We start from the raw sequence: 22,771 nt of genomic DNA, 5'->3' as shown, positions 1-22,771 counted from the left end.
ATGCGTCAAATTGAATTGAAAAAAATTATTTTTCGACAAAAGATGCTACCCCTACTTCTCTCACTATTCACTGTTTTATTGGTGGCGACAGGGTTCATGTTTGCCAACAAAAAAGTTCAAATTGCCGTTGATGGCAGCACCATGATGATTAGCACATTACATAGTAAACCGGAAGAGGTTTTAGCTCAAGCCGGAATAAATTTAGGATCCAAAGACGAATATCGTCTGTCAACAGCAAAACTGGCTGATGGCAGCGTGATTTCTGTATATCGTGCTGTGCCTGTTACAATGACCTATCGAGGAAAAACAGAGGTACTAGTTACTGCTAAACCTACGATAGGAGAATTGGCTGAAAGTCTGGGACTAGAAAAAGAAAATACTAAGCTTATTCCCGATGGACAGACCAAGTTAGAAGCAAATATGGTGATTCAGGCTGTATCGTTAACGGAAAAAGTTGTTGAACGCGACGTACCCGAACGATTTACAGTAGTTCGTCAGCCTGATTCCACAATGGAAAAGGGTGTAGAGAGAGTTGTAGAAGACGGACAGGATGGTATTAAAACCGTTACTGTTCGTATTCATTTTGCTGATGGTGTAGAGGTAAGTGCTGAACAAGTTAGTGAGAAGATTAAAGAGGCGCCAAAACCTCAGGTCATTCATGTGGGTACTCGGGATATGATTGAAACATCCAGGGGATCCATGAGATTTAGTCGAGTAGAAGCAATGGAGGCCAGTGCTTACCTGCCAACGGATGGATCATCGGCTGGTATAACGGCAACCGGCGTACAAGCTCGCCGTGGTATTGTGGCCGTGGATCCTGATGTCATACCTCTTGGAACCAAGGTGTATGTACAGGGGTATGGCTTAGCTACGGCTGCTGACGTTGGTGGTGCTATTGTTGGTAACCGTATTGATTTATGTATGGAAGATGACAGTGAAGCTTGGAGATTTGGTAGACGCGTAGTAAAAGTTTATGTTCTTGACTAACAGGGGGTATACTCCCTGTTCTTTTTTTGATACTATAGTAAGGATATTAAAATAGTAGTTATTAACCACAAAGACACAAAGAAAAACCTCTTAGTGTTCTTTGTGTCTTTGTGGTTCAAATAGTTTCTACATTCTTTATATTGAAATACCATTAGCGGTAGTGAGAACGTATCTGGAAGAGGTAAATGAATTGATTAAAGAAGTTATTGTTGTGGAAGGCAAAAATGATATACACGCGGTAAAGCGGGCTGTAGATGCGGATTGCATTTCGACAGGTGGCTTTGGGCTATCAGCTCATAGTTTAGAAAAAATTGAACATGCTTATAAAAAACGGGGCATAATTATTTTAACGGATCCAGATAGTGCTGGTGAGCGAATCCGTAAATTTCTGAGCCAACGTTTTCCCGAGGCGAAGCATGCTTTTGTTCCTAAAGAGGATGCAATGGCAAAAAATGATATTGGTATAGAACAAGCATCTGGTGAAGCCATTCGTGCAGCACTTTCGAAGGTGCGCTATTTAGAGTGGCAGCTAAGTGAAGAGTTTGTTTGGGCAGACATTATGAACTGGGGTTTAAGCGGTGCGAAGGATGCTTCAGCTAGGCGGGCAATCTTAGGAGCCAAACTTGGTATTGGTTATGCCAATGCGAAAACCTTTTTGCAGCGACTGAATCATTACGGCGTAACCCGTAATGAGTTTGAACAAGCCGTAGAATTAAATTTGGAGGCATACGATGAAACAGCCGACTATAGCAAATAAAGACGTTACGTACCATATCCTAAAACGATTTGGTATTCGTATGAGCAAAAAATTGGGGCAGAATTTTTTAATTGATGAACATGTGGTACGCAGTATTGTCGAGGCTGCTAATATTACAGATGGAGATGCGGTGCTAGAGATTGGTCCTGGCATTGGTACTTTAACGCAAGGTCTTGCAGAAGCGGGAGCCAATGTTACAGCTGTGGAAATTGATCGACGACTCATTGAAGTATTGGCAAAAACTCTAGAAGGCTATGAAAATATTCGCGTAGTCCATGGAGATATTTTAAAGATTAATATCGCTGAGGAAGTAATGGCACCTCGTTATAAAGTGGTCGCTAATTTGCCTTACTATATTACTACGCCTATTATTATGGGGCTGTTAGAGGCACGGATGCCAATTGATGTATTGGTAACTATGGTGCAAAAAGAAGTCGCTCTACGAATGGTGGCTGTACCTGGTACGAAAGACTATGGTTCATTATCTGTAGCCGTCCAGTATTATACGAAACCAGAAATTATGTTCAAAGTACCACCTGCATCCTTTGTTCCGCCGCCAGCTGTAGATTCGGCTGTCATTCGCTGTACGGTAAGAGAAAAGCCCCCGGTTGAAGTAAATGAAAGAGTCTTTTTTAGAATTGTCAAGGCTGCTTTTGCTCAACGCCGTAAAACCCTGTCCAACACTCTGAAAACAACAGGTGTACCTGCAGAAACGCTGAAGATTATCTTAGACAAAGCAGGCATCGATGGTACTCGCCGTGGTGAGACCTTATCAATTGAAGAATTTGCTGCCATTGCGAACGTTTGGATTCAGTAATAAAGAAGGCCTACTTTTTATAAAGTAGGCCTTCTTTATCTGCATAAGTTAGTTGTGCCCCAAAAAGTCCTGTTGTCATAACAAAAAAACGCTTTGCTAAGGAGTCATTTCAAACATAATGGATTTCCTGTGAGAAAATGGTCTAATACATCAAAGCGTCGTTCGCTATGATAACCTGTATAGGTTTTATTTTGCCACTGGCGTGTACGGGGGGTATTTTGAAAAACACTAATTGCCTCTAGGCAATCACCTACAATAGTTTCAATAATTTTAGCACCATGAACATTGGTTTTAAGAGATGAGCCTAATTGATAATGGGGAATTGTAGTGGCCACGTCAATCTTAAGTTTGTTAATTCTTGCTAATGCCATAGTTACGGGAGGGATTGCTAATTCGCGGAGGGGTATAGTGGTTAAAAAACGCCGTGAAACGGCATGGGGACCATGGGAGGGAGTTGCTAAGTTTATTTTTTTGTCTAAACCTAGTTCTTTATTAAGGTTTAATCTCCATTGGAAGGTAGGGTTATAGCGTTCTATGTGACGGGGCGGAGAGGGATAACAGTTGGTTAAAGCCATATCTAAGTGTTTAATTAATACTCCATCAATAAGTTCTGTTAAACTATCAGCAAAAGTTCCTACCATATCACCGTCTACAAAAGCCACTACATCGCTACCCATTGCTAAGGCAACCTTTGCGCCAATTGCTCGGGGGATGTCAATACCGAGACGTTCGTGAAAATAGAGAATTTGTAACTTGGGAATACCAATTTGTAAGACTTCATGCAAGGTAGAATCAACGGAGCCGTTTGCTACTAAAATAATTTGATCAATTTGCAATGTGCTTAAGTTTTGTAGGACTGTTACAATACGTCCAGCTTCATTCTTTGCTGGGACAACCACAGTAATCATGCGCCATCACCTCGATGATTTTGAGTGCGGTGCATGTGACCTTAAAAAGGCCACAGGTGTAATACAGTATATTGAATAGAAGTGTATTTTGACACCGATTTGAAAAAGATAAATATACGTTTGAATAAAACTAAAGATCAAAATAAAAGCATCAACATTTTTTCTTCCCTTCTCCCATTGGTGGCATTTTGCTTTATGCTACATAGTATGTAATAAGCGAGGGAGGGATGAAGGTGGCGAATGTAGCAATAGGAGATTTGGTAATCCGCAAATCCCATGGCGGTGATATTGTCTTTAAAGTAACAGATATATTCGAAGATGATATAGGGCAGTTGCACTGTGTCTTAAAGGGGATGCATTTACGCTTAGTGGCAGATGCGCCTATCGTTGATTTGGAACGTGTAGGTGCAGAGCATTTGCGTAGTGAAATTTTGCATATGGAAAGTGTGCATAATGATACATTAAAAAGGGTTATGATGCGGCGTAGTATAGAACGAGAAAGAGTCAATCTGAACCGCTCGGAGAGCTCTAAGAAGTATGATTACTTTGATTTACCAGGTCGAGTTTTGCATTTGGATGGTGATGAAGAGTATCTTAACATGTGTTTAAAAACCTATGGACAAATGAACATGGAAGCCGTTGGCCGATGCATTGAGGAGTCTAAACAATCTGAACATGTGATTGAGTTAGTCGATCAATACCGGCCCGATATTTTGGTGCTAACGGGTCACGACGCCCTAATAGGCGGTGGAAAAAAGGATTTACGGGATATTAATAATTACCGTAACTCTAAATATTTTATAGAATCAGTAAAAAAAGCTAGAATCTTTGAACCGTCAAGGGATGACTTGGTCATTTTTGCTGGGGCTTGCCAATCTTACTTTGAAGCAATACTGGCCGCAGGATCGAATTTTGCAAGTGCACCGACAAGGATTTTCATTCATGCTTATGATCCTGTTTTTATTGCAGAAAAAGTGGCTTTTACTCCGATCAATCGTACAGTAGATTTAGGTGATGCTATTACGGCATCCGTTACAGGTATTGAAGGAGTAGGTGGGGTAGAAACAAGAGGGAAATTCAGATTAGGGTTACCCAAGACGCCTTATGGTACTTAATAAAGACACCTCCAATGATGAATTGCGATCATTGGAGGTGTTTTTCACTTTCTATTTTTATACAGATATCTAAATTAGTGCCTGCTTTTATCCGATGACTAAACCGCTCTAAGACTCCCATCTTCATCTCGTTAACAGCCTGTAATATCCTGCCCTCTGGTTAGGATAACAGTCTGTAAAACTCGAAGTAAGTTCGCTCTAAGGATTTTCGAATCCAAGGCTCACTTATATAAGCAGGAGTTAAGAGCGGCTAAGATTCAGATGGAGTAAAAACTCCATCTGAATCAAGTCTTCTTTATGAAATTTTTGTGTTTTTGATTGCAATTTAACATATATATAATTGGAAAGGTTATATGAGCTTTGATAAGATTGAAAAAATAGTTAAGATTAGGTGGTAATAATCGGAGGTATAGGAATGAATGAACTTATTACAGGAATCTTAGGAAACTATTCTCATTTTTTTAATATGGCCGAATTTACTAGTGTTGTTTATAATCCTATGAATTGGGCGATTATCGGCAGTTTGATTTTATTAGAAGGGCTGTTATCAGCGGATAATGCCCTAGTGTTAGCAATCATGGTTAAACATTTGTCGAAAAATCATCAGAAAAGGGCATTGTTTTATGGTATATTAGGTGCTTATCTGTTTCGATTTATCGCTATCGGTCTAGGTACCTATTTAATTAAAATATGGTGGATTAAAGCTGCTGGTGCTTTGTATCTTTTATGGATGGCATTTCAGCACTGCTTTTATAAAAAAAACGGTAAGGATAATGCTGTTACGGAAACGCCACATGGTTTTTGGCGTACCGTATTAGCAGTTGAAATTATGGATATTGCTTTTAGTATTGATAGCGTCTTGGCTGCTTTTGGGATCAGCGATCACGTTTGGGTTTTATACCTAGGCGGTATTTTTGGTGTTATGATGATGAGAGGGGTGGCGCAGATTTTTCTGACTCTAATTAATATATATCCAGAGTTAGAAACAACGGCATATATTCTAATTAGTATTATTGGTGCCAAAATGATGGCATCTGTCTTTAATTACCATGTTAGCCAAACGGTGTTTTTCTCTATTTTAATTACTATATTTTTTGGCACATTTGTGGTGCATCACTGTCGCAAGCGGAATGCTTAATATCTATTTTATCCTTAAAAAATAACAAAAAGAGGTGAGGTTATGGGCAAAGATATTGGTTTATGGAGACATCGATCTTTTTGGGGATTCCATTTTGTCTTTCATCTTATGATTGGAATCGTAGCGATAAGTGCTGGTATTGTAGTTATTATGAATGAGGAAATCTTAAGTGGCCTAGGGCTAGTGGGAGCAGGGCTCTTTGCCGTGTTAAATGGCGGGGCGGGGTGTATAGAATTATGGAAAAGTAAGAAATCCAGGCGAAGTAGAATAAACATAAGCCAATAGAACAAAAGGCGTTATGCCGATTGTTCTATTTTATTTTTCATAGACAAATAGTTATGTAAACATTACCACAGTAGAAAAACAGGATTTTTGTCGATATAAGTAGAATAAACACTCTTATACCAACATAAAAGGTATTATTATGTTAAGTAGAAAGGTAGGTAATTATATTGAAAAACCAAAAGTTGTTTAGTATGGTCACCCTTGGATTTTTAACGGTTTCGCTAATAACGACATCGTTTGGTGGAATTTTTGCTAAAGCTGCTTTCGCAGCTGATTCTGAGGTCAGTGTCCAAGATGAAAAGAGTAAAGATAATAAGGGAATTGTAAATGGAGTTTTGGCTTTAGGCTTGATTGCCTTAGCTTCAGGTCATGGGGGAAGTAAAGGAGACGTTAGTACGTCAAGTAAGTCCGCAACGTCTACAACAGGAAATACAACGACTACTACAGGAAACACAACTACCACAACACCTACTGCAACAACGGGAACGGCAGCAAATGAAAAATTAGCATTTGATTTGTTAAATGCAGATAGAGCAAAAAATGGCTTAGCTCCACTAAAGCTTAATTCACAGTTAACAAAATTAGGGGAAAACTATGCTAAGGATATGATACAACGTAATTTCTTTGCTCATACGGATCCTGATGGCAAATCACCTTTCGATCGGATGGCTAATGCAGGAATCAGCTATAAATCAGCAGGGGAAAACTTAGCAATTAATACAAATGTAACGACTGCTGAAACAGCTTTTATGAATAGCTCAGGTCACAGGGCAAATATTCTTAATTCCAGTTACACAGACGTTGGGGTCGGTGTCGCTTATGATTCCAAAGGATCAGCCTATGTAGTACAAGAATTTATTGGCAAGTAAATCTTAAAAAAAGTAAAAAATCCTACGGCTTAGCCGTAGGATTTTTTTGTAATTCGAAAAATTACATAGAAACGCCGCATTTATGGCACATGCCACGGTGTCTGTGATAATCAAATTCATGGCCACAGCAGGGGCATACTTTGTAAAGGCGGTATTGGCATACTTTATACAGTTTGTAATAAGTCTTATAAGTCTTTATACATTCTTTTTCCATTTTACATTTCATTTTTGACATGTCTGAACACATGTTGGAATAACAATCCTCACCCATTTTTTCTTTCATATAGGGCATTTCTTCATAATGATCTTCTTCATCCATATGACAATAGTCATGCTTGTGAGGGTGACAGTCGTATTTTGGGTAATCCATTAATTAACAACCTCCTTTATTTTATTACTACTCTGTGAAAAGGGATTTGTTATATGCTATGCGAGTAAGGGTTAAAGTGTTATGTCTAATATAATTTTTTTATGAAGTAAAATATCTAACTGACGTTCATTTGTTTAAACCTTTTTGCACATAAAATATCATGTCGGCATATATATAAATAGAACATAAAAAGGGGGGAATACGTGTGGACGATAAAGATATTCGTCAGAATTATAATCCGTGTACATTAGGAGTAGAAACTGGGCCGCAAAATATTATTGTACGACAAGTCATTGGGGAAGCAGAAAAACAAAAGGTTCTAGATATTCATGTTGTTGTTCCTGACACAAAACCTGCCGTTGAACAAATTATTGATGTTTTTGTAAAAAATTTAGAAATTAATTGTGTTGATGTAATTTATGATAAAATAATTGTTCGTGGCGAGTTCGAGATTAAAACCATCTATGTAGCTGATTTACCTAATAATCCTGTGCATGCTATTGAAATTAAACATTACAGATGGACTCAGGATATTGATATGCCTGGTGCACGTCGAGGTATGGATGCGGATGCCAGCGTTTTTGTTGAATTCGTAGATTATGATGTGGATGAATGGTCTCGTGCATACAAGTACAAATATGGTGAAATGGATTGCGATGATGATGATAAGGACTGCGATGACGATTGCTATGACGATGATGATGATTGTGATGACGACGATGACCATCACCATCATGACCATGATAACCATAATTGCCATGATCCTCATAATTGCAATGATCACAAACATCACAAACACCACCACCATCACCACTGCAGCCGTGAGTTTGATATCTCTATCGTACTTAAGATTATTGGCAAGGTTATCGCTGACCGTGAAGTGCAAATTGGTGGGGGAGGAAGCCTGCCTACCAAACCGAAAGGATAAGTAGGTCTCATATGTTTCTAAAGGGGGGGAGTTAAGTGAGTGATGAGCTAAAGCAGGGTTCTAGGGCAACAGATATTGAAACAATGAATACCATGGCAGGAAATTGCGGCTGCCCAGAGCCAGGTCCGGAAACAATTGAAGTCGAACAAGTTTTAGGCGCAGAAATGAAGCAGTTGGTTGTAGAATTTGACATGTTCCTACCTGAGCAAAAGCCAGACATTGAACAAGTCATTGATGTGTATGTAAAAGATGTAGATATTGATTCAGTAGATGTTATTAGAAATAAGGTTATTATTCGCGGCGATTTAGAAGTAAAAGTAATGTATGTAGCAGACCTGCCCAACCAGCCCGTTCATGCGTTTGAAAGACGTCACGTACGTTATACTCGAGATATTGATCTTCCTGGTGCTGAACCAGGTATGGATGCTACTGCTGACGTTACCGTTGAGTATGTAAATTATGAATTTCATAAACACCATGATAGACGTAAAGTATATGTTACCATTGTTCTTAAATTCTGGGCGCGTGTCATTGTAACAACGCAAATGGATGTATATGCCCTAGGCCCAGTTTCAGACGTGAGCGAAATATCGTATAATACCGCCAATGCAACGACATCCCTGCTTAGTAACCAAGATATTGTTTCTGCTTCCCAAACAGGTGGCGGAAATATTGAGGGTTTTGGTGAAGAAAATTACTTTGTAACCGGCCCAAGTATGGAGAATGAAAACTTTAATGTAACTGGGCCAGGAATTCCTCAAACTGCTGGTACGAGTATGGGAGTTAGCGGCACAGGTACAATTACCGGAGATAATGTTAATATTCGCACAGGCCCAGGCACTAATTTTCCTGTAGTGGTCAAGGTGAAAAAAGGTGCCACAGTAACCATTAAAGAGCAGGCATTTGGCTGGTACCGGGTGGCTATTAATAATAGTTCTAACGTAGGTTGGGTTGCAAGTTGGTTAGTCCAGACTACTGGTACACCAACAAATCCCAAAGGATAATGAAGGCGCTAAAATACCGCACAATCTGCTTAAATAAGTAGTTTGTGCGGTATTTTTTTTACTAGTATTTAATACGGGTGCATATATTGTAGCGTATTAGAAATAAAATAAGGAAAAAATTTATCGCAACCTAGAAAAAGAGGGGGGAGAAAGGTGCTAACAGCAGTTAAATACATTGGTTCAATAGGAGTTGGCGTTACATCACCTCAGATGTTTCGGGGAAATGACGGAAACGTATATGTGGTTAAATTACAAAATAATCCCATGGGAACGAAGGTACTAGTCAACGAATATATAGCATGCTGGTTTGGTAAACGAATGGAATTATGTTTTCCCCCAGGAGATATGCTAGAAATTGATCAACAGTTACTGCAAAAAAATAGGCGGATGCGTGCTGCCGGGGTTCGTTGTAGAACGCATTTTGCCAGTCAATATATTCATAGTAATCGATATGTCACAAGAAATAATTTATATAAGGCAGTAAATAAAACAGCGATGGCTGGTGTCATGTTATTTGATCATATGTTTCACAATATCGATCGTACCAAAAATCGCAAAAATTTATTAGCACATTTGAGAGATTCGGCTTATATGTTATATGCCATTGATAATTCTCACCTATTTGTGCGTGGGCGCTGGAATGTAGGGACTTTAGAAAAGCTTGTAACGAAAATAGTTGTGAATAAACGAAGAGTATATGGCTGGTTACTTACTTATTTTCTTATTGCTAAAGATTTTGCTCCTTTTGCAGCCCGGGTTAAAGAGATTACTAAGGAGGATTTAGTTCAGCTGGTAGAAAGCATTCCTCAGGAATGGCTGCCCAAAGTAGAAGAGCGTGAAGCATTACTAGCCTTTATGATAAAGCGTTGTGAAATGGTAGATGCAATCGTGCTGCGTTTATGTCAGTCAATTCCGGATATAAACAGGCGTACCCACCTTTACTAGGGAAAAGAGTTCTTCTACATTGCTATTATGCATACGAATACAGCCATGAGATACCATAGTACCAATTAACCATGGTTGGTTGGTACCATGAATTCCATAAGAATCTAAATTAAGTCCTAACCAGCGAGTGCCTAGCATACCACCTGGATTCATCATTTTATAAACAATGGAGTAATCCCCTAAAGGTGTGGGGGTGGAGGACTTACCGATCCCTACTGGATACTGACGTACAGGAGTGTTACCGTTAAAGAGTGACAATTGGCGAGAAGATTCGGTAATTAAAATATTGGCTCTAGGTAAGGAAAAATCAGCTCGTTTGCTAGACGGGAGAGATTTGATGGTAGTGATCCTTGCTTGTTGTAGGTGGCAGTAGGTAAGAGGATCTACCATTCCTGTTGTAGGAAGGTGTTCTTTTTCTTGAAATAAAGCGACGGCGCGGATTGTTTCTATATCGTATTTATTATGGATCGGCCCTTGATAAAATTCTTGATTGACCAATAACTGCTGTATTTCTCCAATGAGAGGGTTCTCACTATCTTCCTTAAAATCAACAGTTCGTAAACGGTGGGGCAAGTAGAGGGTACGAAGATTCATAAAATCTACCTCCTGAAAAAATCTTTAGTTATTATATGTTCAAATGGTTCGGCTGGTGCAGCGTATAAATAGGGGTAGTAAAGGGTCAAAATATCCATGACGACAATCCAATAGTAAAGGCTCGATAATCCCAAAGGATATAAAATATATTGTATAAAATATTACTGATATTTGCAGGCAAACCCCCCTAGCACGTCGAATATAATAAAATCATTGTTTTGTGGGGGTGCATTACCATATGGAGCAAATAAAGGCAGAAGATGAATTACAGTTGGTTACTTTTCGGCTGGCAAGTGAGGAGTATGGGCTTCCTATTACGAAGGTTCAGGAAATCAACCGCTTATTACCAGTTACTAAGTTGCCGCAAACACCTTCTTTTATGGAAGGAATTATTAATCTTAGGGGTCGCATCATTCCGGTGATTGATTTAAGAAAAAGATTTCAATTATCAATAACAGAGCATGATGATGATACACGGATTGTTGTTGTAGAAATGAATGGACAAACCGTAGGTGTTACCGTTGATGCAGTGAAAGAAGTAGTAAGGTTGAGCACCGCAAACATTGAGACGCCACCGGCATCAATCGCGGTAGATTCTCGATTTATTAATGGAGTTGGCAAGACGGACGATCGTCTAATTATTTTATTAGATATTGATCAAGTTTTAACAGCCCAGGAAGAAGTTGCTGTAAAGCAAATGAATGAATAGGTGAGTATGCTAAAAGTAAGAGGAAATGCGAAAATTAATTTAACCCTTGATGTCCTTTATAAAAGAGAGGACGGGTTTCATCAAGTGGAAATGATAATGCAAGCCATAGAACTTGCTGATATACTTCATTTAGAAGAAAGAGAGAATGGCAATATAAGTGTGAAAAGTAATATTGCCAGATTGCCTTGTGATCATAGAAATTTAGCTTACCGAGCGGCAGCTCTGATTAAAGAAGCTTGTCAAGTGAATAAAGGTGTACATATTCATCTGGAAAAGAACATACCTGTAGCTGCTGGGTTGGCTGGTGGCAGCACAGATGCTGCGAGTGTTTTAAAAGGACTTAATGAATTGTGGAAATTAGGTCTATCGATCTCCGATTTGGAGATACTTGGAGCTAAGTTAGGTTCAGATGTACCGTTCTGTTTACGAGGCGGTACTATGCTGGCAACAGGACGAGGTGAACTATTAAAGCCACTTACGGACTTAAAACCTTGTTATGTAGTATTGGCAAAGCCCCCCATTGGTGTTTCGACTGCTTGGGTCTATCGCCAATATCGGGGACAGGATGTAAAAGATCATCCTGATACTGATGGAGTGGTAGCTTGTCTAAATCAGGGCGATCTAACTGGTGTAGCCAATCGCTTGCAAAATGTATTAGAAACGGTAACAATTAAAGAGCATCCTGAAATCAAGGAACTCAAAAAAACTATGATGCAATACGGTGCAATGGCCAGTTTAATGTCGGGCAGCGGGCCTACTGTCTTTGGACTAGTAGAGGAGCAGGCCGGAGCCGAGTACCTTGCTGCAAAAATTAGAAGCCAAAGGTCGGCAGAAGTATTTGTAACTAAGACAGTAGGAAAAAATGGGGGAGTATAATGGAGCGGCGTTTATTACCAATTAAATTAGATAGCTATCAACCTCTTCGGGAAGTGGTATGTGAAACCTTGCGGAATGCAATTGTTTCTGGTGTATTACAACCTGGAGAACGTTTAATGGAAATTCAAGTAGCTGAAGAGTTAGGTGTAAGTCGTACCCCGGTCAGAGAAGCCATCCGTAAGTTAGAATTGGAAGGTTTTGTCGTAATGATTCCAAGGCGTGGTACCTATGTTTCTGATCTTTCAATTAAAGATATTACAGAAGTATTTGAAGTTAGAACATCATTGGATGTTTTAGCTGCAGGACTGGCCGCGGAACGTATTACCGAGGAAGAATTAGAACAAATGGAAAGGCTCTTAGTCGAAATTGGCGGTTACATTGAAATAAATGATATGGATAAAATAGTAGAAGCCGATAGCCAATTTCATGATATTTTATACCGGGCTAGTCGTAATGAACGCCTTGTAGGAATTATAAATAACTTGCGGGAACAACTCACTCGCTTTAGGTCTTTATCTATGTCATATCCAGGTAGACTTAAAGAAATGTTTGGTGAACATACCCGCATGGTTGAGTCTTTAGGACAGAGAAATGTATCCTTAGCTCAACAATTTGCAGGAGAACATATGGCGAATGCGGAACAAGTTTTATTAAAAAATATGCTAGAGAAGGGTTCGCATTCAAAGCAAGAATAGTTTTCGATTTTTGGGATAATATATAGAGAGATCTTGATTTTTATAATTTTTAATATTCACATGGGAGGTTTGGGTTATATGTATGATGCCATTATACTGGCTGGCGGTGAAAATAGTGAACATTTGAGTAAGTTTTCATCTCAGTCGTATGAGGCGATGATTGAAATAGCTGGTAAACCAATGGTGACCTTTGTGGCAGATGCATTGGCAGCTTCCCCCCAAGTGGATAGAATATTTATAATGGGGCCAATTCCTCATTTACAAAAATGCAGATTTCCAGATAATGCAGTGTTACTTGAGGGCGGCTACACTCTTTTAGAGACAATTCAACTGGGGATGAAAGCGCTAGGACATGAAAATAAGGTACTAGTTGTTACTGCGGACATTCCCCTTTTAACTCCTAATGCCATTGCTGATTTTTTCGCCCAATGCGACAAAGAAGAGGCGGATTTGTATTATCCGATTGTTAGTAAGGAAATTAATAATAAGTTTTATCCCAGCAGCAAACGCACTTATGTACGTTTTAAGGATGGAACCTATACGGGGGGGAATATTTTTTTAGTCAACCCCAAAATTGTACCGCAATGTCTCTTAGTAGCTGAGAGGCTCATTAATAATCGTAAAAATCCTTTTAAACTTTGCTGCATATTAGGTTGGGGATTTGTATTACAATTTTTCCTTGGGACATTAAGTTTAACTAAGGTGAAAGAAAGGGTAGCTACATTATTAGGTATTACAGGTGCTGTTGTTCAATCGCCCTATCCGGAACTGGGGATTGATGTTGATAAACCAAGCGATTTAGAATTGGTTCGCACTACTTTCTCTTTTCGCTCCTAGTGTTATAAGGCGTGACTTGGCATAAGCCAAGTCACGCCTTATAACATTAGGATACCCCTGCTTTTTTAGCAGTCAAAATGAAAAATAATTATAATTTCGTGCAGGGATTTGATCTTTTGCGGAGAAAGTGAATGAAAATATAAAAAAACAGGATAATATTCGGTGTTTTTCATGATGGAGGATAAAAAGCAATGACGAAAGTACGGAGAGTGGAAAGAGTTATAGCCCTTAGCAAAATGTTGATGGACATGCCTGGCTATCTATTTTCATTGGGACATTTTAGTAGCTTGTTTGGCGCAGCAAAATCAACATTAAGCGAGGATATGGTAACGATAAAACAGTCTATGCAGGAATTTGGCCTAGGAACAGTAGAAACAGTGTCAGGAGCCTCTGGCGGTGTAAGGTACGTACCATGCCCTTCCGAAGAACGCATGAATACTATGCTTACCCAGTTAGCAAAACAACTCTCTGATCCCGAACGGATAATTCCTGGTGGTTTTTTATATATGTCCGATATTTTATTTATGCCTGACTTAATGATGCAAGCTGGTGAAATTTTTAGGGCCAGATTTTCCCATTTAACACCTGATTTTATTATGACAGTGGAGACGAAAGGAATTCCTCTGGCCTTTGCTACGGCTAGAGCTTTTGGTTTACCCTTAGTTATTGTACGGCAAGGTAGTAAGGTTACAGAAGGGCCTTCTGTAAGTATTAACTATGTAACCGGCTCTACAAAACGGATTCAAACCATGTCCCTGCCTCGCCGGGCTCTCGCTGCTGGTTCGAAGGTACTGGTAATCGATGATTTTATGAAGGCTGGTGGCACCGCACTTGGTATGATAGATTTAGCAAATGAGGTAGGAGCACAAGTTGTAGGTACAGGTGTACTCATTGCCACCAATGAACCAGAAAAAAAATTAGTAGAAGATTATTTAGCATTACTCATGTTACATGACGTTGGGCAGCATACTAAGACAATAGATATTCGACCCGTGTTATAACTACTGTTTCTAAATGATTTAGGAGGCGATGTTGTTATGAAACAAGGTATCGGTTTAGCTGATGTCAAGAAAGCCCATCATGCCATGTATGATGTAATTCATCATACCCCTTTAGATAAGAGCGTTACATTTAGTAATATGGCTGGGTGCGATGTATATTTAAAATTGGAGAATTTACAAAAAACAGGTTCCTTTAAATTACGTGGTGCTTATAATAAAATTCACTCCCTTACTCCTGAAGAAAGGGCGAAAGGCGTTATTGCCGCATCGGCAGGAAATCACGCCCAAGGGGTAGCTTATGCTGCGAGGATGATGGAAGCAAGAGCCACAATTGTCATGCCGGAAGTGGCTCCTTTGGCTAAGATAATTGCGACTAGGGGATATGGAGCTGAAGTCCTGTTGAGTGGAACCGTATATGATGATGCTTTTCATAGAGCGCAAGAATTAGAACAAGAAAATGGGCAAACGTTTATTCATGCGTTTAATGATTATCAAGTAATCGCAGGGCAAGGGACAGTAGGTATTGAAATCTTAGAAGAGCTAGAGGATGTTTCAGCGATTGTCGTACCCATCGGCGGTGGAGGATTAATTGCAGGTATTGCCCTTGCTGTAAAAGAATTGGCTCCCCATGTAAAAATCTATGGTGTTCAAGCCCAAGGGGCACCCGCCATGTATATGTCTAAATATGCTCATACTCTAAAAAGTACGCCTGATGCTGTGACTATTGCCGATGGGATTGCTGTAAAAGCTCCTGGAGATTTAACCTTTCCCATTGTAGATCATTATGTTGACGACATCGTAGTTGTTGATGATGAGGCCACTGCAGGTACGATTTTAATGTTACTGGAAAGAGCAAAATTAATGGTGGAAGGTTCAGGGGCAATTGCGTTGGCTGCGATTTTAAATCATAAAATTCCTGCCAAGGGTAAAGTCGTGAGTGTTGTGTCTGGCGGAAATATAGATGTAAACTTTATTTCGCGCATTATTGAAAGAGGGTTAGTCAAAGCTGGAAGACGTATTAAAATTTCTACACAAATTACGGATCGGCCTGGTTTATTACAGCAATTATTGACGGTAATTGCGAATTCGCAAGCAAATGTTATTTCTGTTTTTCATGATCGCGTAGAACAAAATGTTCCGATTGGGCAAGCCGTTATTGAAATTAGCTTAGAGACAAGAGATGCACTGCATACGGAGCAAATTCTGCAAAATTTACGTCAGCACGGATATAGTGCGAGAACGATATGAGTTTAATTAAAGGGAAGATAAAAAATCTTTAATGCATTATAATATAACTAGAAAATTCATTATTATCAAACTTTATTTTATAGGCAGGAATGTTGTCTTTGATGTCGAAAAGTAAAGAAGTTTGGGGATTTGAATACATTGTTATCCTTAGTGAGAATATGGATTTTGGTCGAATGGAGGAAGGTTAATGTCTGATTTACTGGCGGTAATTTTGGCGGCAGGCAAAGGTACACGGATGAAGTCAACCTTACCCAAAGTGTTACATAAAATTGGTGGCAAGCCAATGGTGCAGCATGTACTTGATGCAGCAGATGTAGCAGGAGCCAAGAAAAAAGTTGTAGTTGTTGGTTTTGGCGCAGAATGTGTGGAAGGTACTTTAGGAAAACAGGCTGAATTCGTCGTTCAGGCGGAACAATTAGGAACAGGCCACGCGGTTATGCAGGCGGCTGAGTTTTTAAAAGACTTTGATGGAACGGTAATGGTGTTATGTGGCGATACACCACTGCTAAGGGGAAAAACCTTAGAAAAACTTTTTACTGAGCACAAAGCGGTTGGGGCATCCGCAACAGTGTTGACGGCTCATATGCCAAATCCGACAGGTTATGGACGTGTCATTCGTGATGCCAGCGGACAAGTCTTAAAGATTGTAGAACAAAAAGATGCTAATAGTAGAGAGTTAGCAGTCAACGAAGTAAATACAGGTATCTATTGTTTTGAGCGAGCTGCTTTATTTGAGGCACTGCAAAATACAAACTGCAATAATATGCAAGGTGAATATTACTTAACTGATGTTATTGGAATTTTGGCAACGGCTCATTCTAAAGTATGGGCGGTTAAAGTGGATGACTATCAAGACACATTAGGAATTAACTCGCGTATGCAATTAGCTGAAGCGGAGAAAATAGTCAGAAAGCGTAAGTTAGCAGAACTAATGGATGCTGGCGTTACCATTATGGATATCGATAGCACTTTTATTGACCAGGAAGTAACGATTGGTCCAGACTCCATAGTTTATCCATTTACTTGGATTGAAGGTAACACTACAATTGGCGGTAACTGTCAAATAGGACCCAATAGTCGTATCCAAGAGAGTATTATTGGCGATAATACTACCTTGCATTTTAGCTATGCCCATGAATGTAAAGTAGGTAATGATGTAATTGTTGGCCCATATGTTCATTTACGTCCGAAAACGGTGCTAGCTGATAAGGTTAAAGTTGGAAATTTTGTTGAAGTGAAAAATTCTCAAGTTGGTATAGGTAGCAAAATTCCTCATTTAAGTTACATTGGCGACACAGATATGGGGGAAAAAGTAAATATTGGATCAGGCACCATAACTGTGAATTATGATGGTAAGAACAAAAGTCGGACCATTATTGAGGATGGTGCTTTTATTGGTTGTAATACTAATTTAGTGGCTCCTGTTACCGTCGGTAAAGGTGCTTACGTGGCTGCAGGCTCGACTATTACCAAGAATGTACCATCAGAGTCTTTAGGTGTGGCTAGAGCACGTCAAAGCAATATTGATGGTTGGGCTGCAAAAAAGTAAGGTGACATGAAAGATAACAAAAGTTAGCATAGGAGAAAGATTTTCTCTTTTAATATAAATTGATTTCGTAAGAAAAAAGCATAATCAGGAGGTAACGTTTTACAATGGAAGATATGAAGAGGTTGCGGATTTTTTCCGGTAATGCCAATCCAGGGTTGGCTAAAGAGATTGCTGACCATTTGGGTCTTACTATGGGGAATGCTTTTGTTGGGCATTTTAACAACGGAGAAACGCAAGTCATCATTGATGAAAGTGTGCGCGGTAAGGATGTATTTATAGTGCAGCCTACTTGTAATCCCGTAAATGACAGCATGATGGAGCTTTTAATTATGGTTGATGCTGCAAAGCGGGCTTCTGCACGTACAATTACGGCCGTAGTTCCTTATTATGCTTATGCACGGCAAGATCGTAAAACTCGAGGCAGGGAACCTATATCTGCTAAATTGATTGCAGACTTATTGACAACAGCTGGTGTTGCCCGTGTCCTTACAGTCGATTTGCATGCTGGTCAAATTCAAGGGTTTTTTGATATCCCAGTGGATCATATGCCTGGAGTACCTTTGTTAGCAGATTACGTTCGTTCTAAGAATTTGGATGATTTGATTGTGGTGTCTCCAGATTTAGGCGGTGTAACTCGCGCTAGACAATTGGCCGATAGGCTGCATGCGCCAATTGCTATCATTGAAAAACGTCGTCCTATGCCTGGTGTTGCAGAAGTTATGAATCTTATCGGTAATGTAGAGGGCAGAACAGCCGTTATGATTGATGATATCGTTGATACGGCTGGTTCTTTAACAGAAGGTGCCAATGCATTAATAAAATTTGGTGCAAAAGAAGTATATGCTTGCTGTACTCATGCTGTATTAAGTGATCCAGCTGTAGCCCGCATTAAGGCATCTGTTATTAAAGAATTAGTTATTACCAACACGATTCCTCTGCCTGCAGAAAAAGAATGTGATAAAATTAAGGTATTATCCATTGCACCTCTTTTAGGTGAAGCCATACTTAGAATTTTTGGTGAGCTTCCAGTTAGTAGAATGTTTGATGAGTAAGCTATATAAAAATAGAAAGGGCGCGCATATTGCGTCCTTTTTTTTACTTACTATATATAATAGAATCTAAAGTCATCTCTGACAGCGTATAAAATTCTTTAATGTAATCTTGGCAGTTCTTATTTTTTCTCTGAGAATCATATGGTATAATCCCAATAAGGTTGGTGATGGTAATGGTGAGGATAAAAAATGGAGAAATTAGCATAGGAAAAGCGACAATTGCTGATATACCTCAAATTGCATCATTATTTACAGAGAGTTTCATTGAAAGCGTGCTCCATCATTGTGGTGGAGTTTTGCCAGAACCTCAGGCAATGCAGGATGTATTTACCTTAGTCTATCAGGCAGAGCCTGAGGCTGCAATTGTGGCCCGAGATGTAACAGGTAAGGTGATAGGCTATTGTTTTGCTCCTACTGAATTATCAAATTTGTGGCTGCGGGCAATATGGGAAGGTCATTTGCTAAAATGGGCCTGGCGATGGATATCTGGGAAATATGGCTTTGGTTTACATCCAGTTAAAATCATTATAATGAATAAAGTGGCTTTTTTTTACTCAGCCGTTACCCCTAGTAAGCCAGCAAAAGGCAGGATTTTATCCATTGCTGTTGCAGAAGAGGCTAGAGGTCAAGGGGTAGCCAATTTACTATTAGAAAATGCAATAAAGTATTTTTCGAAAAAAAGAATCAATCGAGTGCGCTTAGAAGTAAGGCCCTCAAATAAAGTAGCCATTCGATTATACGAAAAGTGGAATTTCGTGTTTGCAGGTTATACGGCAGATTCACAAGGTAAGTGGATGATTATGTACAAGGAAATGGAGCACGATCATGTTTGATATAAAAATACGATTGATTAGTATGTTAGGGTTACTGACAATTATCGTATTGGTTGGTTTGGTATTAGATTATCGTAATGTTGCCACAAAACCTATACGTACAGGGATGTGGTTGGCTGTTCTTGGAATTACAGCGGGGATTTTTTTAACACTTAGTGCCGTATTACCGGAAAACGAGTTTTTTGGCAGAGTTTTTACCGAGGTAAGAACTACACAAAAAGTGGTGGCCCTCACCTTTGATGATGGGCCTTATCCCCCCTATACGGAGCAGGTATTAGATGTATTAAAGGAATTTCATGTACCTGCTACCTTCTTTGTTATTGGAGAAAATGTTAAAAAACATCCTGAGTTGGTAAGTCGTATTGCTTCCGAGGGACATCAATTAGGAAACCATACCTACCATCACATCGATTTATTAAAAGCGGATCGGAAGGTAGTTGTTGGTGAAATTGACTCCACGAGTCAGGTTATTGCAGCCGCCGTTGGTTCTGCACCCCATCTAGTAAGGCCACCACATGGTTTCCGCGATCCTGTTGTACTAGAAGTGATGGCGGAGCGAAGCTTAAAAGTTGTGGAGTGGTCAGTCATGAGTCGGGATTGGACCAATCCGGGGGTTGAAGAGATTGTAGACCGTACGGTAAGTAAGGTGAAGAATGGCTCTATTATTCTGCTGCATGATGGGGATGGTATCGCGTCTCAGGCCTCAAGGGCGCAAACGGTAGAAGCTACTAGGCGTATTATTCAAACCCTGTTAGCGCAAGGGTATAAATTTGTAACAGTTGACGAGATTTTAACAAAAATGGAGGACAGTAAAGGGTGAAGATTGTAGTAGGTCTCGGTAATCCGGGGCAAGAATATAGTGCTACACGCCACAATGTCGGCTTTATGGTGATTGATGAATTAGCACGGCGCTGGGGCGTTAGTAATTGGAAGAATCGTAAGGAAGCATTAATTGTGGAACATCGCAAAGAGGAGCCAGTGCTCTTAGTGAAGCCTCAGACCTATATGAATCTAAGCGGTGTAGCAGTAGGTGAGCTGGCTCGATGGTACAAAGTTACTCCGGAAGATGTTATTGTTATCTTTGACGATATGGATTTGCCTACTGGTCGTTTGCGTCTTAGAATGAAAGGCGGGTCTGGAGGTCATCGAGGAATTGAATCCTTACTAACTCATTTAGCTAACGATTCCTTTCCCCGTGTTCGAATTGGAATTGGTCGTCCGCCAACAGGGTGGCAGGTTGTAGACTATGTCCTTAGTCGCTTTACAGTAGAAGAGCAGCCCCTGCTTGTAGAGGCAATCGATAAAGCGGCTGAAGCGGTGGAGTCGATTATCACACAAGGTATGAACAAAGCGATGAATCTGCATAACAAGTGATTACTAAATAGAAAAACTAAGATGCAGCTGGAGTTGAAACTCTAGCTGCATCTTAGTTTTTTTTTACGGAATCAGAAAGTATAACACTCTCTTGATTCCAAGTAAGAACGACTAAGGCTTCTGCCTGCGTCCGAAGACTTGGCGCAAGCCAAGTCTTTTCTTATAGTACCAGAAAGTATAAGTTTTGTTGTTGTTTGTAGGTCGCTTCGAGTCCATATTATTAGCGCTTCACCGTGTTACTTGACTTACGCTTATAATAACATGGACCCGTCGCTTGATCCGTAGACTAAAAGGACGCAAAGTGTTTTTCGTATAAACATTATCCTTTTGTTGTATTCGTTGTTGCTTCACTTTTTTTTAGCATAGTAACCAGGAATGCAGTGATGACGGTTCCGATGGCGATGGACACAACATACATACCTACATTGCTTACCGCATTTGGAATCAGCAAAACAAAAATGCCGCCATGAGGAGCTCTTAAAGCACAATTAAATATCATTGACAATGCGCCAGTAATAGCTGAACCGATTACAATAGAGGGAATAACACGAAGTGGATCGGCAGCGGCAAATGGTATAGCGCCTTCAGTAATAAAAGAAATACCCATTACAGAAGCAGCTTTACCAGCTTCTCGTTCTTCAGGGGTAAACTTGTTCTTGGCTAGGAATGTAGCAAGTGCTAAACCTAAAGGGGGGGTCATGCCTGCAGCCATAATCGCTGCCATTGGTTCAAAAACATTACTACCTAATAATCCAACGCCGAAGGTATATGCAGCCTTATTGATCGGACCGCCCATGTCAAAAGCCATCATAGCACCAAGGATAAGTCCTAAAAAGCCTGCATTAGCAGAAGTCATACCTTTTAATGTTTCAGTCATAGCATCCATAATCGCTTTTACAGGTGTTCCAATAACATAAATCATTAAAAGACCAATGAGCAAGGTGGATAAGAAAGGAATAATGAGTACGGGTTTTAAACCTTCTAGATTTCTAGGTAATTTCACATAAGTCTTGATCCATAAGGCAATATAACCAGCAAGGAAACCGGCAATAATACCACCCAGGAATCCAGAACCAATTTTTGCAGCTAACATACCACCAACAAGACCAGGGACTAAACCAGGACGGTCAGCAATAGAATGAGCAATAAAACCAGCAAGTAAGGGGACCATAAGAGCGAAGGCAGAACCACCACCAATATCCATTAAGGCAGCCGCTAAGGTTCCCTTTTCTTTAAAGGCTTCAATGCCAAAAACAAAGGAAAGGGCAATAATTAAACCTCCAGCAGCTACTAGTGGGATCATATAGGATACGCCATTCATGAGATGTTTGTAGGGGCCGCTTCTTTTGCTTTTTTGTGCTTCTTTGGAAGTTTCTACTGCTTCAATAAAGTCTGTTGTTTTTTTAGCATTAGTGGCTTTTTCGATTAACCCCTTGGGGTCTTTTATAGCTTCTTGTACAGACGCATCAATAATAGGAATCGAACGAAAACGTTCTCTATCGACTTGTGTATCAGCAGCAATAATAATAGCGTGGGCCCCTTTGATATCTTCGGGAGTGATTTCGTTTTCAACACCTACAGAACCTCTGGTCTCCACTTTCATTTCAATTCCCATTGCTTTTGCATTCATTTGCAAGGATTCAGCTGCCATATAGGTATGGGCGATCCCGGCAGGACATGACGTAATTGCTAATAATTTCATGATAAAAACCCTCCTCTTATTTTGCTTTTCTGTAATACAGAAAGGGTATGTTTTATGAATCACAAGGACTATTGCGATCAATAGATATAAAGAAGACTTGATTCAGAGGAGTTTTAACTCCATCTGAATCTTAGCCCTTCTTATCCAGGGACTTAGCCGCTCTTAACTCCCACTTATA

General features: G+C 39.8%; 25 protein-coding genes. 21 read left to right on the top strand and 4 right to left on the bottom strand.

Annotated features, from left to right (window positions below; genetic code table 11):
* The 3 genes from QSJ81_RS20985 (at nt 1) to rsmA (ending at nt 2,561) form a co-directional block, all read left to right on the top strand.
* The gene (locus QSJ81_RS20985; protein ID WP_285719304.1) at nt 1–987 is read left to right on the top strand and encodes a resuscitation-promoting factor; all 987 of its coding nucleotides are present in this window, start codon (nt 1–3) and stop codon (nt 985–987) included.
* A gap of 190 nt (nt 988–1,177) precedes the next feature.
* Nucleotides 1,178–1,744 carry a ribonuclease M5 gene (gene rnmV / locus QSJ81_RS20980; RefSeq protein WP_285719303.1) on the top strand — a complete coding sequence of 189 codons (567 nt, stop codon included), beginning with the start codon at nt 1,178–1,180 and terminating at the stop codon, nt 1,742–1,744.
* Nucleotides 1,719–2,561 (top strand): 16S rRNA (adenine(1518)-N(6)/adenine(1519)-N(6))-dimethyltransferase RsmA, encoded by an 843-nt coding sequence (rsmA, locus tag QSJ81_RS20975; protein ID WP_285719302.1) that lies wholly within the window; start codon nt 1,719–1,721, stop codon nt 2,559–2,561. Before rnmV ends, rsmA begins: the two co-directional genes overlap by 26 nt.
* 104 nt (nt 2,562–2,665) lie before the next feature.
* On the opposite strand, the gene QSJ81_RS20970 is transcribed toward rsmA, so the two are convergent.
* Complete coding sequence (locus QSJ81_RS20970) at nt 2,666–3,469, bottom strand: glycosyltransferase family 2 protein (protein ID WP_285719301.1); 804 nt, start codon at nt 3,467–3,469, stop codon at nt 2,666–2,668.
* Nucleotides 3,470–3,702: 233 nt separating this feature from the next.
* Between QSJ81_RS20970 and yabG the strand changes: the two genes are divergently transcribed.
* The 4 genes from yabG to QSJ81_RS20950 all read left to right on the top strand — a co-directional run bounded on the left by yabG (nt 3,703) and on the right by QSJ81_RS20950 (nt 6,876).
* Entirely contained in the window at nt 3,703–4,584 is an 882-nt protein-coding gene (gene yabG, locus QSJ81_RS20965; RefSeq protein ID WP_285719300.1) for a sporulation peptidase YabG, read from the top strand.
* 415 nt (nt 4,585–4,999) lie between these two features.
* Nucleotides 5,000–5,722: a TerC family protein gene (locus tag QSJ81_RS20960; RefSeq protein ID WP_285719299.1), complete on the top strand. Its 723-nt coding sequence runs from the start codon at nt 5,000–5,002 to the stop codon at nt 5,720–5,722.
* A gap of 42 nt (nt 5,723–5,764) precedes the next feature.
* Nucleotides 5,765–6,007 (top strand): hypothetical protein, encoded by a 243-nt coding sequence (locus QSJ81_RS20955; protein ID WP_285719298.1) that lies wholly within the window; start codon nt 5,765–5,767, stop codon nt 6,005–6,007.
* Nucleotides 6,008–6,174: 167 nt separating this feature from the next.
* Nucleotides 6,175–6,876: a CAP domain-containing protein gene (locus tag QSJ81_RS20950; RefSeq protein WP_285719297.1), complete on the top strand. Its 702-nt coding sequence runs from the start codon at nt 6,175–6,177 to the stop codon at nt 6,874–6,876.
* Between the two features lie 61 nt (nt 6,877–6,937).
* On the opposite strand, the gene QSJ81_RS20945 is transcribed toward QSJ81_RS20950, so the two are convergent.
* Complete coding sequence (locus tag QSJ81_RS20945) at nt 6,938–7,246, bottom strand: hypothetical protein (protein ID WP_285719296.1); 309 nt, start codon at nt 7,244–7,246, stop codon at nt 6,938–6,940.
* A gap of 205 nt (nt 7,247–7,451) precedes the next feature.
* Here QSJ81_RS20945 and QSJ81_RS20940 point away from each other — a divergent pair, with 205 nt between their 5' ends.
* The 3 genes from QSJ81_RS20940 (at nt 7,452) to QSJ81_RS20930 (ending at nt 10,123) form a co-directional block, all read left to right on the top strand.
* Nucleotides 7,452–8,174, top strand: coding sequence for a DUF3794 domain-containing protein (locus tag QSJ81_RS20940; protein ID WP_285719295.1), 723 nt, complete (start codon nt 7,452–7,454; stop codon nt 8,172–8,174).
* A 35-nt stretch (nt 8,175–8,209) separates the two neighbouring features.
* Nucleotides 8,210–9,178 carry an SPOCS domain-containing protein gene (locus tag QSJ81_RS20935; RefSeq protein ID WP_285719294.1) on the top strand — a complete coding sequence of 323 codons (969 nt, stop codon included), beginning with the start codon at nt 8,210–8,212 and terminating at the stop codon, nt 9,176–9,178.
* Between the two features lie 153 nt (nt 9,179–9,331).
* Nucleotides 9,332–10,123, top strand: coding sequence for a HipA family kinase (locus tag QSJ81_RS20930; protein WP_285719293.1), 792 nt, complete (start codon nt 9,332–9,334; stop codon nt 10,121–10,123).
* Here QSJ81_RS20930 and QSJ81_RS20925 read toward each other — a convergent pair.
* Nucleotides 10,085–10,717 carry a L,D-transpeptidase family protein gene (locus tag QSJ81_RS20925; RefSeq protein ID WP_285719292.1) on the bottom strand — a complete coding sequence of 211 codons (633 nt, stop codon included), beginning with the start codon at nt 10,715–10,717 and terminating at the stop codon, nt 10,085–10,087. The two genes, QSJ81_RS20930 and QSJ81_RS20925, sit on opposite strands and share 39 nt — an antisense overlap.
* 238 nt (nt 10,718–10,955) lie before the next feature.
* On the opposite strand from QSJ81_RS20925, the gene QSJ81_RS20920 reads away from it, so the two are divergent.
* From QSJ81_RS20920 to pth, 11 genes are all read left to right on the top strand, one after another.
* On the top strand, nt 10,956–11,426 hold the full coding sequence (locus QSJ81_RS20920; RefSeq protein ID WP_285719291.1) for a chemotaxis protein CheW: 471 nt from the start codon (nt 10,956–10,958) through the stop codon (nt 11,424–11,426).
* Nucleotides 11,427–11,432: 6 nt separating this feature from the next.
* Nucleotides 11,433–12,302: a 4-(cytidine 5'-diphospho)-2-C-methyl-D-erythritol kinase gene (gene ispE, locus QSJ81_RS20915; RefSeq protein WP_285719290.1), complete on the top strand. Its 870-nt coding sequence runs from the start codon at nt 11,433–11,435 to the stop codon at nt 12,300–12,302.
* A complete protein-coding gene (locus QSJ81_RS20910) occupies nt 12,302–12,997 on the top strand; it encodes a GntR family transcriptional regulator (protein WP_285719289.1) in 696 nt (231 codons plus the stop codon). The genes ispE and QSJ81_RS20910 overlap by 1 nt, the downstream gene beginning before the upstream one ends.
* A 78-nt stretch (nt 12,998–13,075) precedes the next feature.
* The gene (locus tag QSJ81_RS20905; protein ID WP_285719288.1) at nt 13,076–13,834 is read left to right on the top strand and encodes a nucleotidyltransferase family protein; all 759 of its coding nucleotides are present in this window, start codon (nt 13,076–13,078) and stop codon (nt 13,832–13,834) included.
* Between the two features lie 191 nt (nt 13,835–14,025).
* Complete coding sequence (purR, locus tag QSJ81_RS20900) at nt 14,026–14,835, top strand: pur operon repressor (RefSeq protein WP_285719287.1); 810 nt, start codon at nt 14,026–14,028, stop codon at nt 14,833–14,835.
* A gap of 36 nt (nt 14,836–14,871) precedes the next feature.
* Nucleotides 14,872–16,083 carry a threonine ammonia-lyase gene (gene ilvA, locus QSJ81_RS20895; protein WP_285719286.1) on the top strand — a complete coding sequence of 404 codons (1,212 nt, stop codon included), beginning with the start codon at nt 14,872–14,874 and terminating at the stop codon, nt 16,081–16,083.
* Between the two features lie 187 nt (nt 16,084–16,270).
* Nucleotides 16,271–17,632, top strand: coding sequence for a bifunctional UDP-N-acetylglucosamine diphosphorylase/glucosamine-1-phosphate N-acetyltransferase GlmU (gene glmU / locus QSJ81_RS20890; protein ID WP_285719285.1), 1,362 nt, complete (start codon nt 16,271–16,273; stop codon nt 17,630–17,632).
* Between the two features lie 104 nt (nt 17,633–17,736).
* Nucleotides 17,737–18,684 carry a ribose-phosphate diphosphokinase gene (locus QSJ81_RS20885; protein WP_038674063.1) on the top strand — a complete coding sequence of 316 codons (948 nt, stop codon included), beginning with the start codon at nt 17,737–17,739 and terminating at the stop codon, nt 18,682–18,684.
* Between the two features lie 173 nt (nt 18,685–18,857).
* Nucleotides 18,858–19,517 (top strand): GNAT family N-acetyltransferase, encoded by a 660-nt coding sequence (locus QSJ81_RS20880; RefSeq protein WP_285719284.1) that lies wholly within the window; start codon nt 18,858–18,860, stop codon nt 19,515–19,517.
* Nucleotides 19,510–20,337, top strand: coding sequence for a polysaccharide deacetylase family protein (locus tag QSJ81_RS20875; protein WP_285719283.1), 828 nt, complete (start codon nt 19,510–19,512; stop codon nt 20,335–20,337). Before QSJ81_RS20880 ends, QSJ81_RS20875 begins: the two co-directional genes overlap by 8 nt.
* Entirely contained in the window at nt 20,334–20,891 is a 558-nt protein-coding gene (gene pth / locus QSJ81_RS20870) for an aminoacyl-tRNA hydrolase (protein ID WP_285719282.1), read from the top strand. The genes QSJ81_RS20875 and pth overlap by 4 nt, the downstream gene beginning before the upstream one ends.
* Before the next feature lie 319 nt (nt 20,892–21,210).
* Here the strand turns inward: pth and QSJ81_RS20865 are convergent, their stop codons facing one another.
* Nucleotides 21,211–22,593 carry a PTS fructose transporter subunit IIC gene (locus QSJ81_RS20865; RefSeq protein WP_285719281.1) on the bottom strand — a complete coding sequence of 461 codons (1,383 nt, stop codon included), beginning with the start codon at nt 22,591–22,593 and terminating at the stop codon, nt 21,211–21,213.
* Nucleotides 22,594–22,771: the final 178 nt, after the last annotated feature.

The sequence above is a fragment of the Pelosinus sp. IPA-1 genome (genome assembly GCF_030269905.1).
In the GTDB taxonomy this organism is placed as follows: Bacteria; Bacillota; Negativicutes; order DSM-13327; family DSM-13327; genus Pelosinus.
The sequence above is the reverse complement of the archived record's forward strand: the minus strand, read 5'-3'. Positions and strand labels throughout refer to the sequence as shown.

Excerpts from the sequence above, each read along its gene's own strand:
- QSJ81_RS20985 (WP_285719304.1), top strand. The coding sequence starts at position 1 with ATGCGTCAAATTGAATTGAAAAAAATTATTTTTCGACAAAAGATGCTA.
- rsmA (WP_285719302.1), top strand. The coding sequence starts at position 1,719 with ATGAAACAGCCGACTATAGCAAATAAAGACGTTACGTACCATATCCTA.
- QSJ81_RS20970 (WP_285719301.1), bottom strand. The coding sequence starts at position 3,469 with ATGATTACTGTGGTTGTCCCAGCAAAGAATGAAGCTGGACGTATTGTA.
- QSJ81_RS20960 (WP_285719299.1), top strand. The coding sequence starts at position 5,000 with ATGAATGAACTTATTACAGGAATCTTAGGAAACTATTCTCATTTTTTT.
- QSJ81_RS20955 (WP_285719298.1), top strand. The coding sequence starts at position 5,765 with ATGGGCAAAGATATTGGTTTATGGAGACATCGATCTTTTTGGGGATTC.
- QSJ81_RS20945 (WP_285719296.1), bottom strand. The coding sequence starts at position 7,246 with ATGGATTACCCAAAATACGACTGTCACCCTCACAAGCATGACTATTGT.
- QSJ81_RS20925 (WP_285719292.1), bottom strand. The coding sequence starts at position 10,717 with ATGAATCTTCGTACCCTCTACTTGCCCCACCGTTTACGAACTGTTGAT.
- QSJ81_RS20920 (WP_285719291.1), top strand. The coding sequence starts at position 10,956 with ATGGAGCAAATAAAGGCAGAAGATGAATTACAGTTGGTTACTTTTCGG.
- ispE (WP_285719290.1), top strand. The coding sequence starts at position 11,433 with ATGCTAAAAGTAAGAGGAAATGCGAAAATTAATTTAACCCTTGATGTC.
- QSJ81_RS20910 (WP_285719289.1), top strand. The coding sequence starts at position 12,302 with ATGGAGCGGCGTTTATTACCAATTAAATTAGATAGCTATCAACCTCTT.
- QSJ81_RS20905 (WP_285719288.1), top strand. The coding sequence starts at position 13,076 with ATGTATGATGCCATTATACTGGCTGGCGGTGAAAATAGTGAACATTTG.
- purR (WP_285719287.1), top strand. The coding sequence starts at position 14,026 with ATGACGAAAGTACGGAGAGTGGAAAGAGTTATAGCCCTTAGCAAAATG.
- ilvA (WP_285719286.1), top strand. The coding sequence starts at position 14,872 with ATGAAACAAGGTATCGGTTTAGCTGATGTCAAGAAAGCCCATCATGCC.
- glmU (WP_285719285.1), top strand. The coding sequence starts at position 16,271 with ATGTCTGATTTACTGGCGGTAATTTTGGCGGCAGGCAAAGGTACACGG.
- QSJ81_RS20885 (WP_038674063.1), top strand. The coding sequence starts at position 17,737 with ATGGAAGATATGAAGAGGTTGCGGATTTTTTCCGGTAATGCCAATCCA.
- QSJ81_RS20880 (WP_285719284.1), top strand. The coding sequence starts at position 18,858 with ATGGTGAGGATAAAAAATGGAGAAATTAGCATAGGAAAAGCGACAATT.
- QSJ81_RS20875 (WP_285719283.1), top strand. The coding sequence starts at position 19,510 with ATGTTTGATATAAAAATACGATTGATTAGTATGTTAGGGTTACTGACA.
- QSJ81_RS20865 (WP_285719281.1), bottom strand. The coding sequence starts at position 22,593 with ATGAAATTATTAGCAATTACGTCATGTCCTGCCGGGATCGCCCATACC.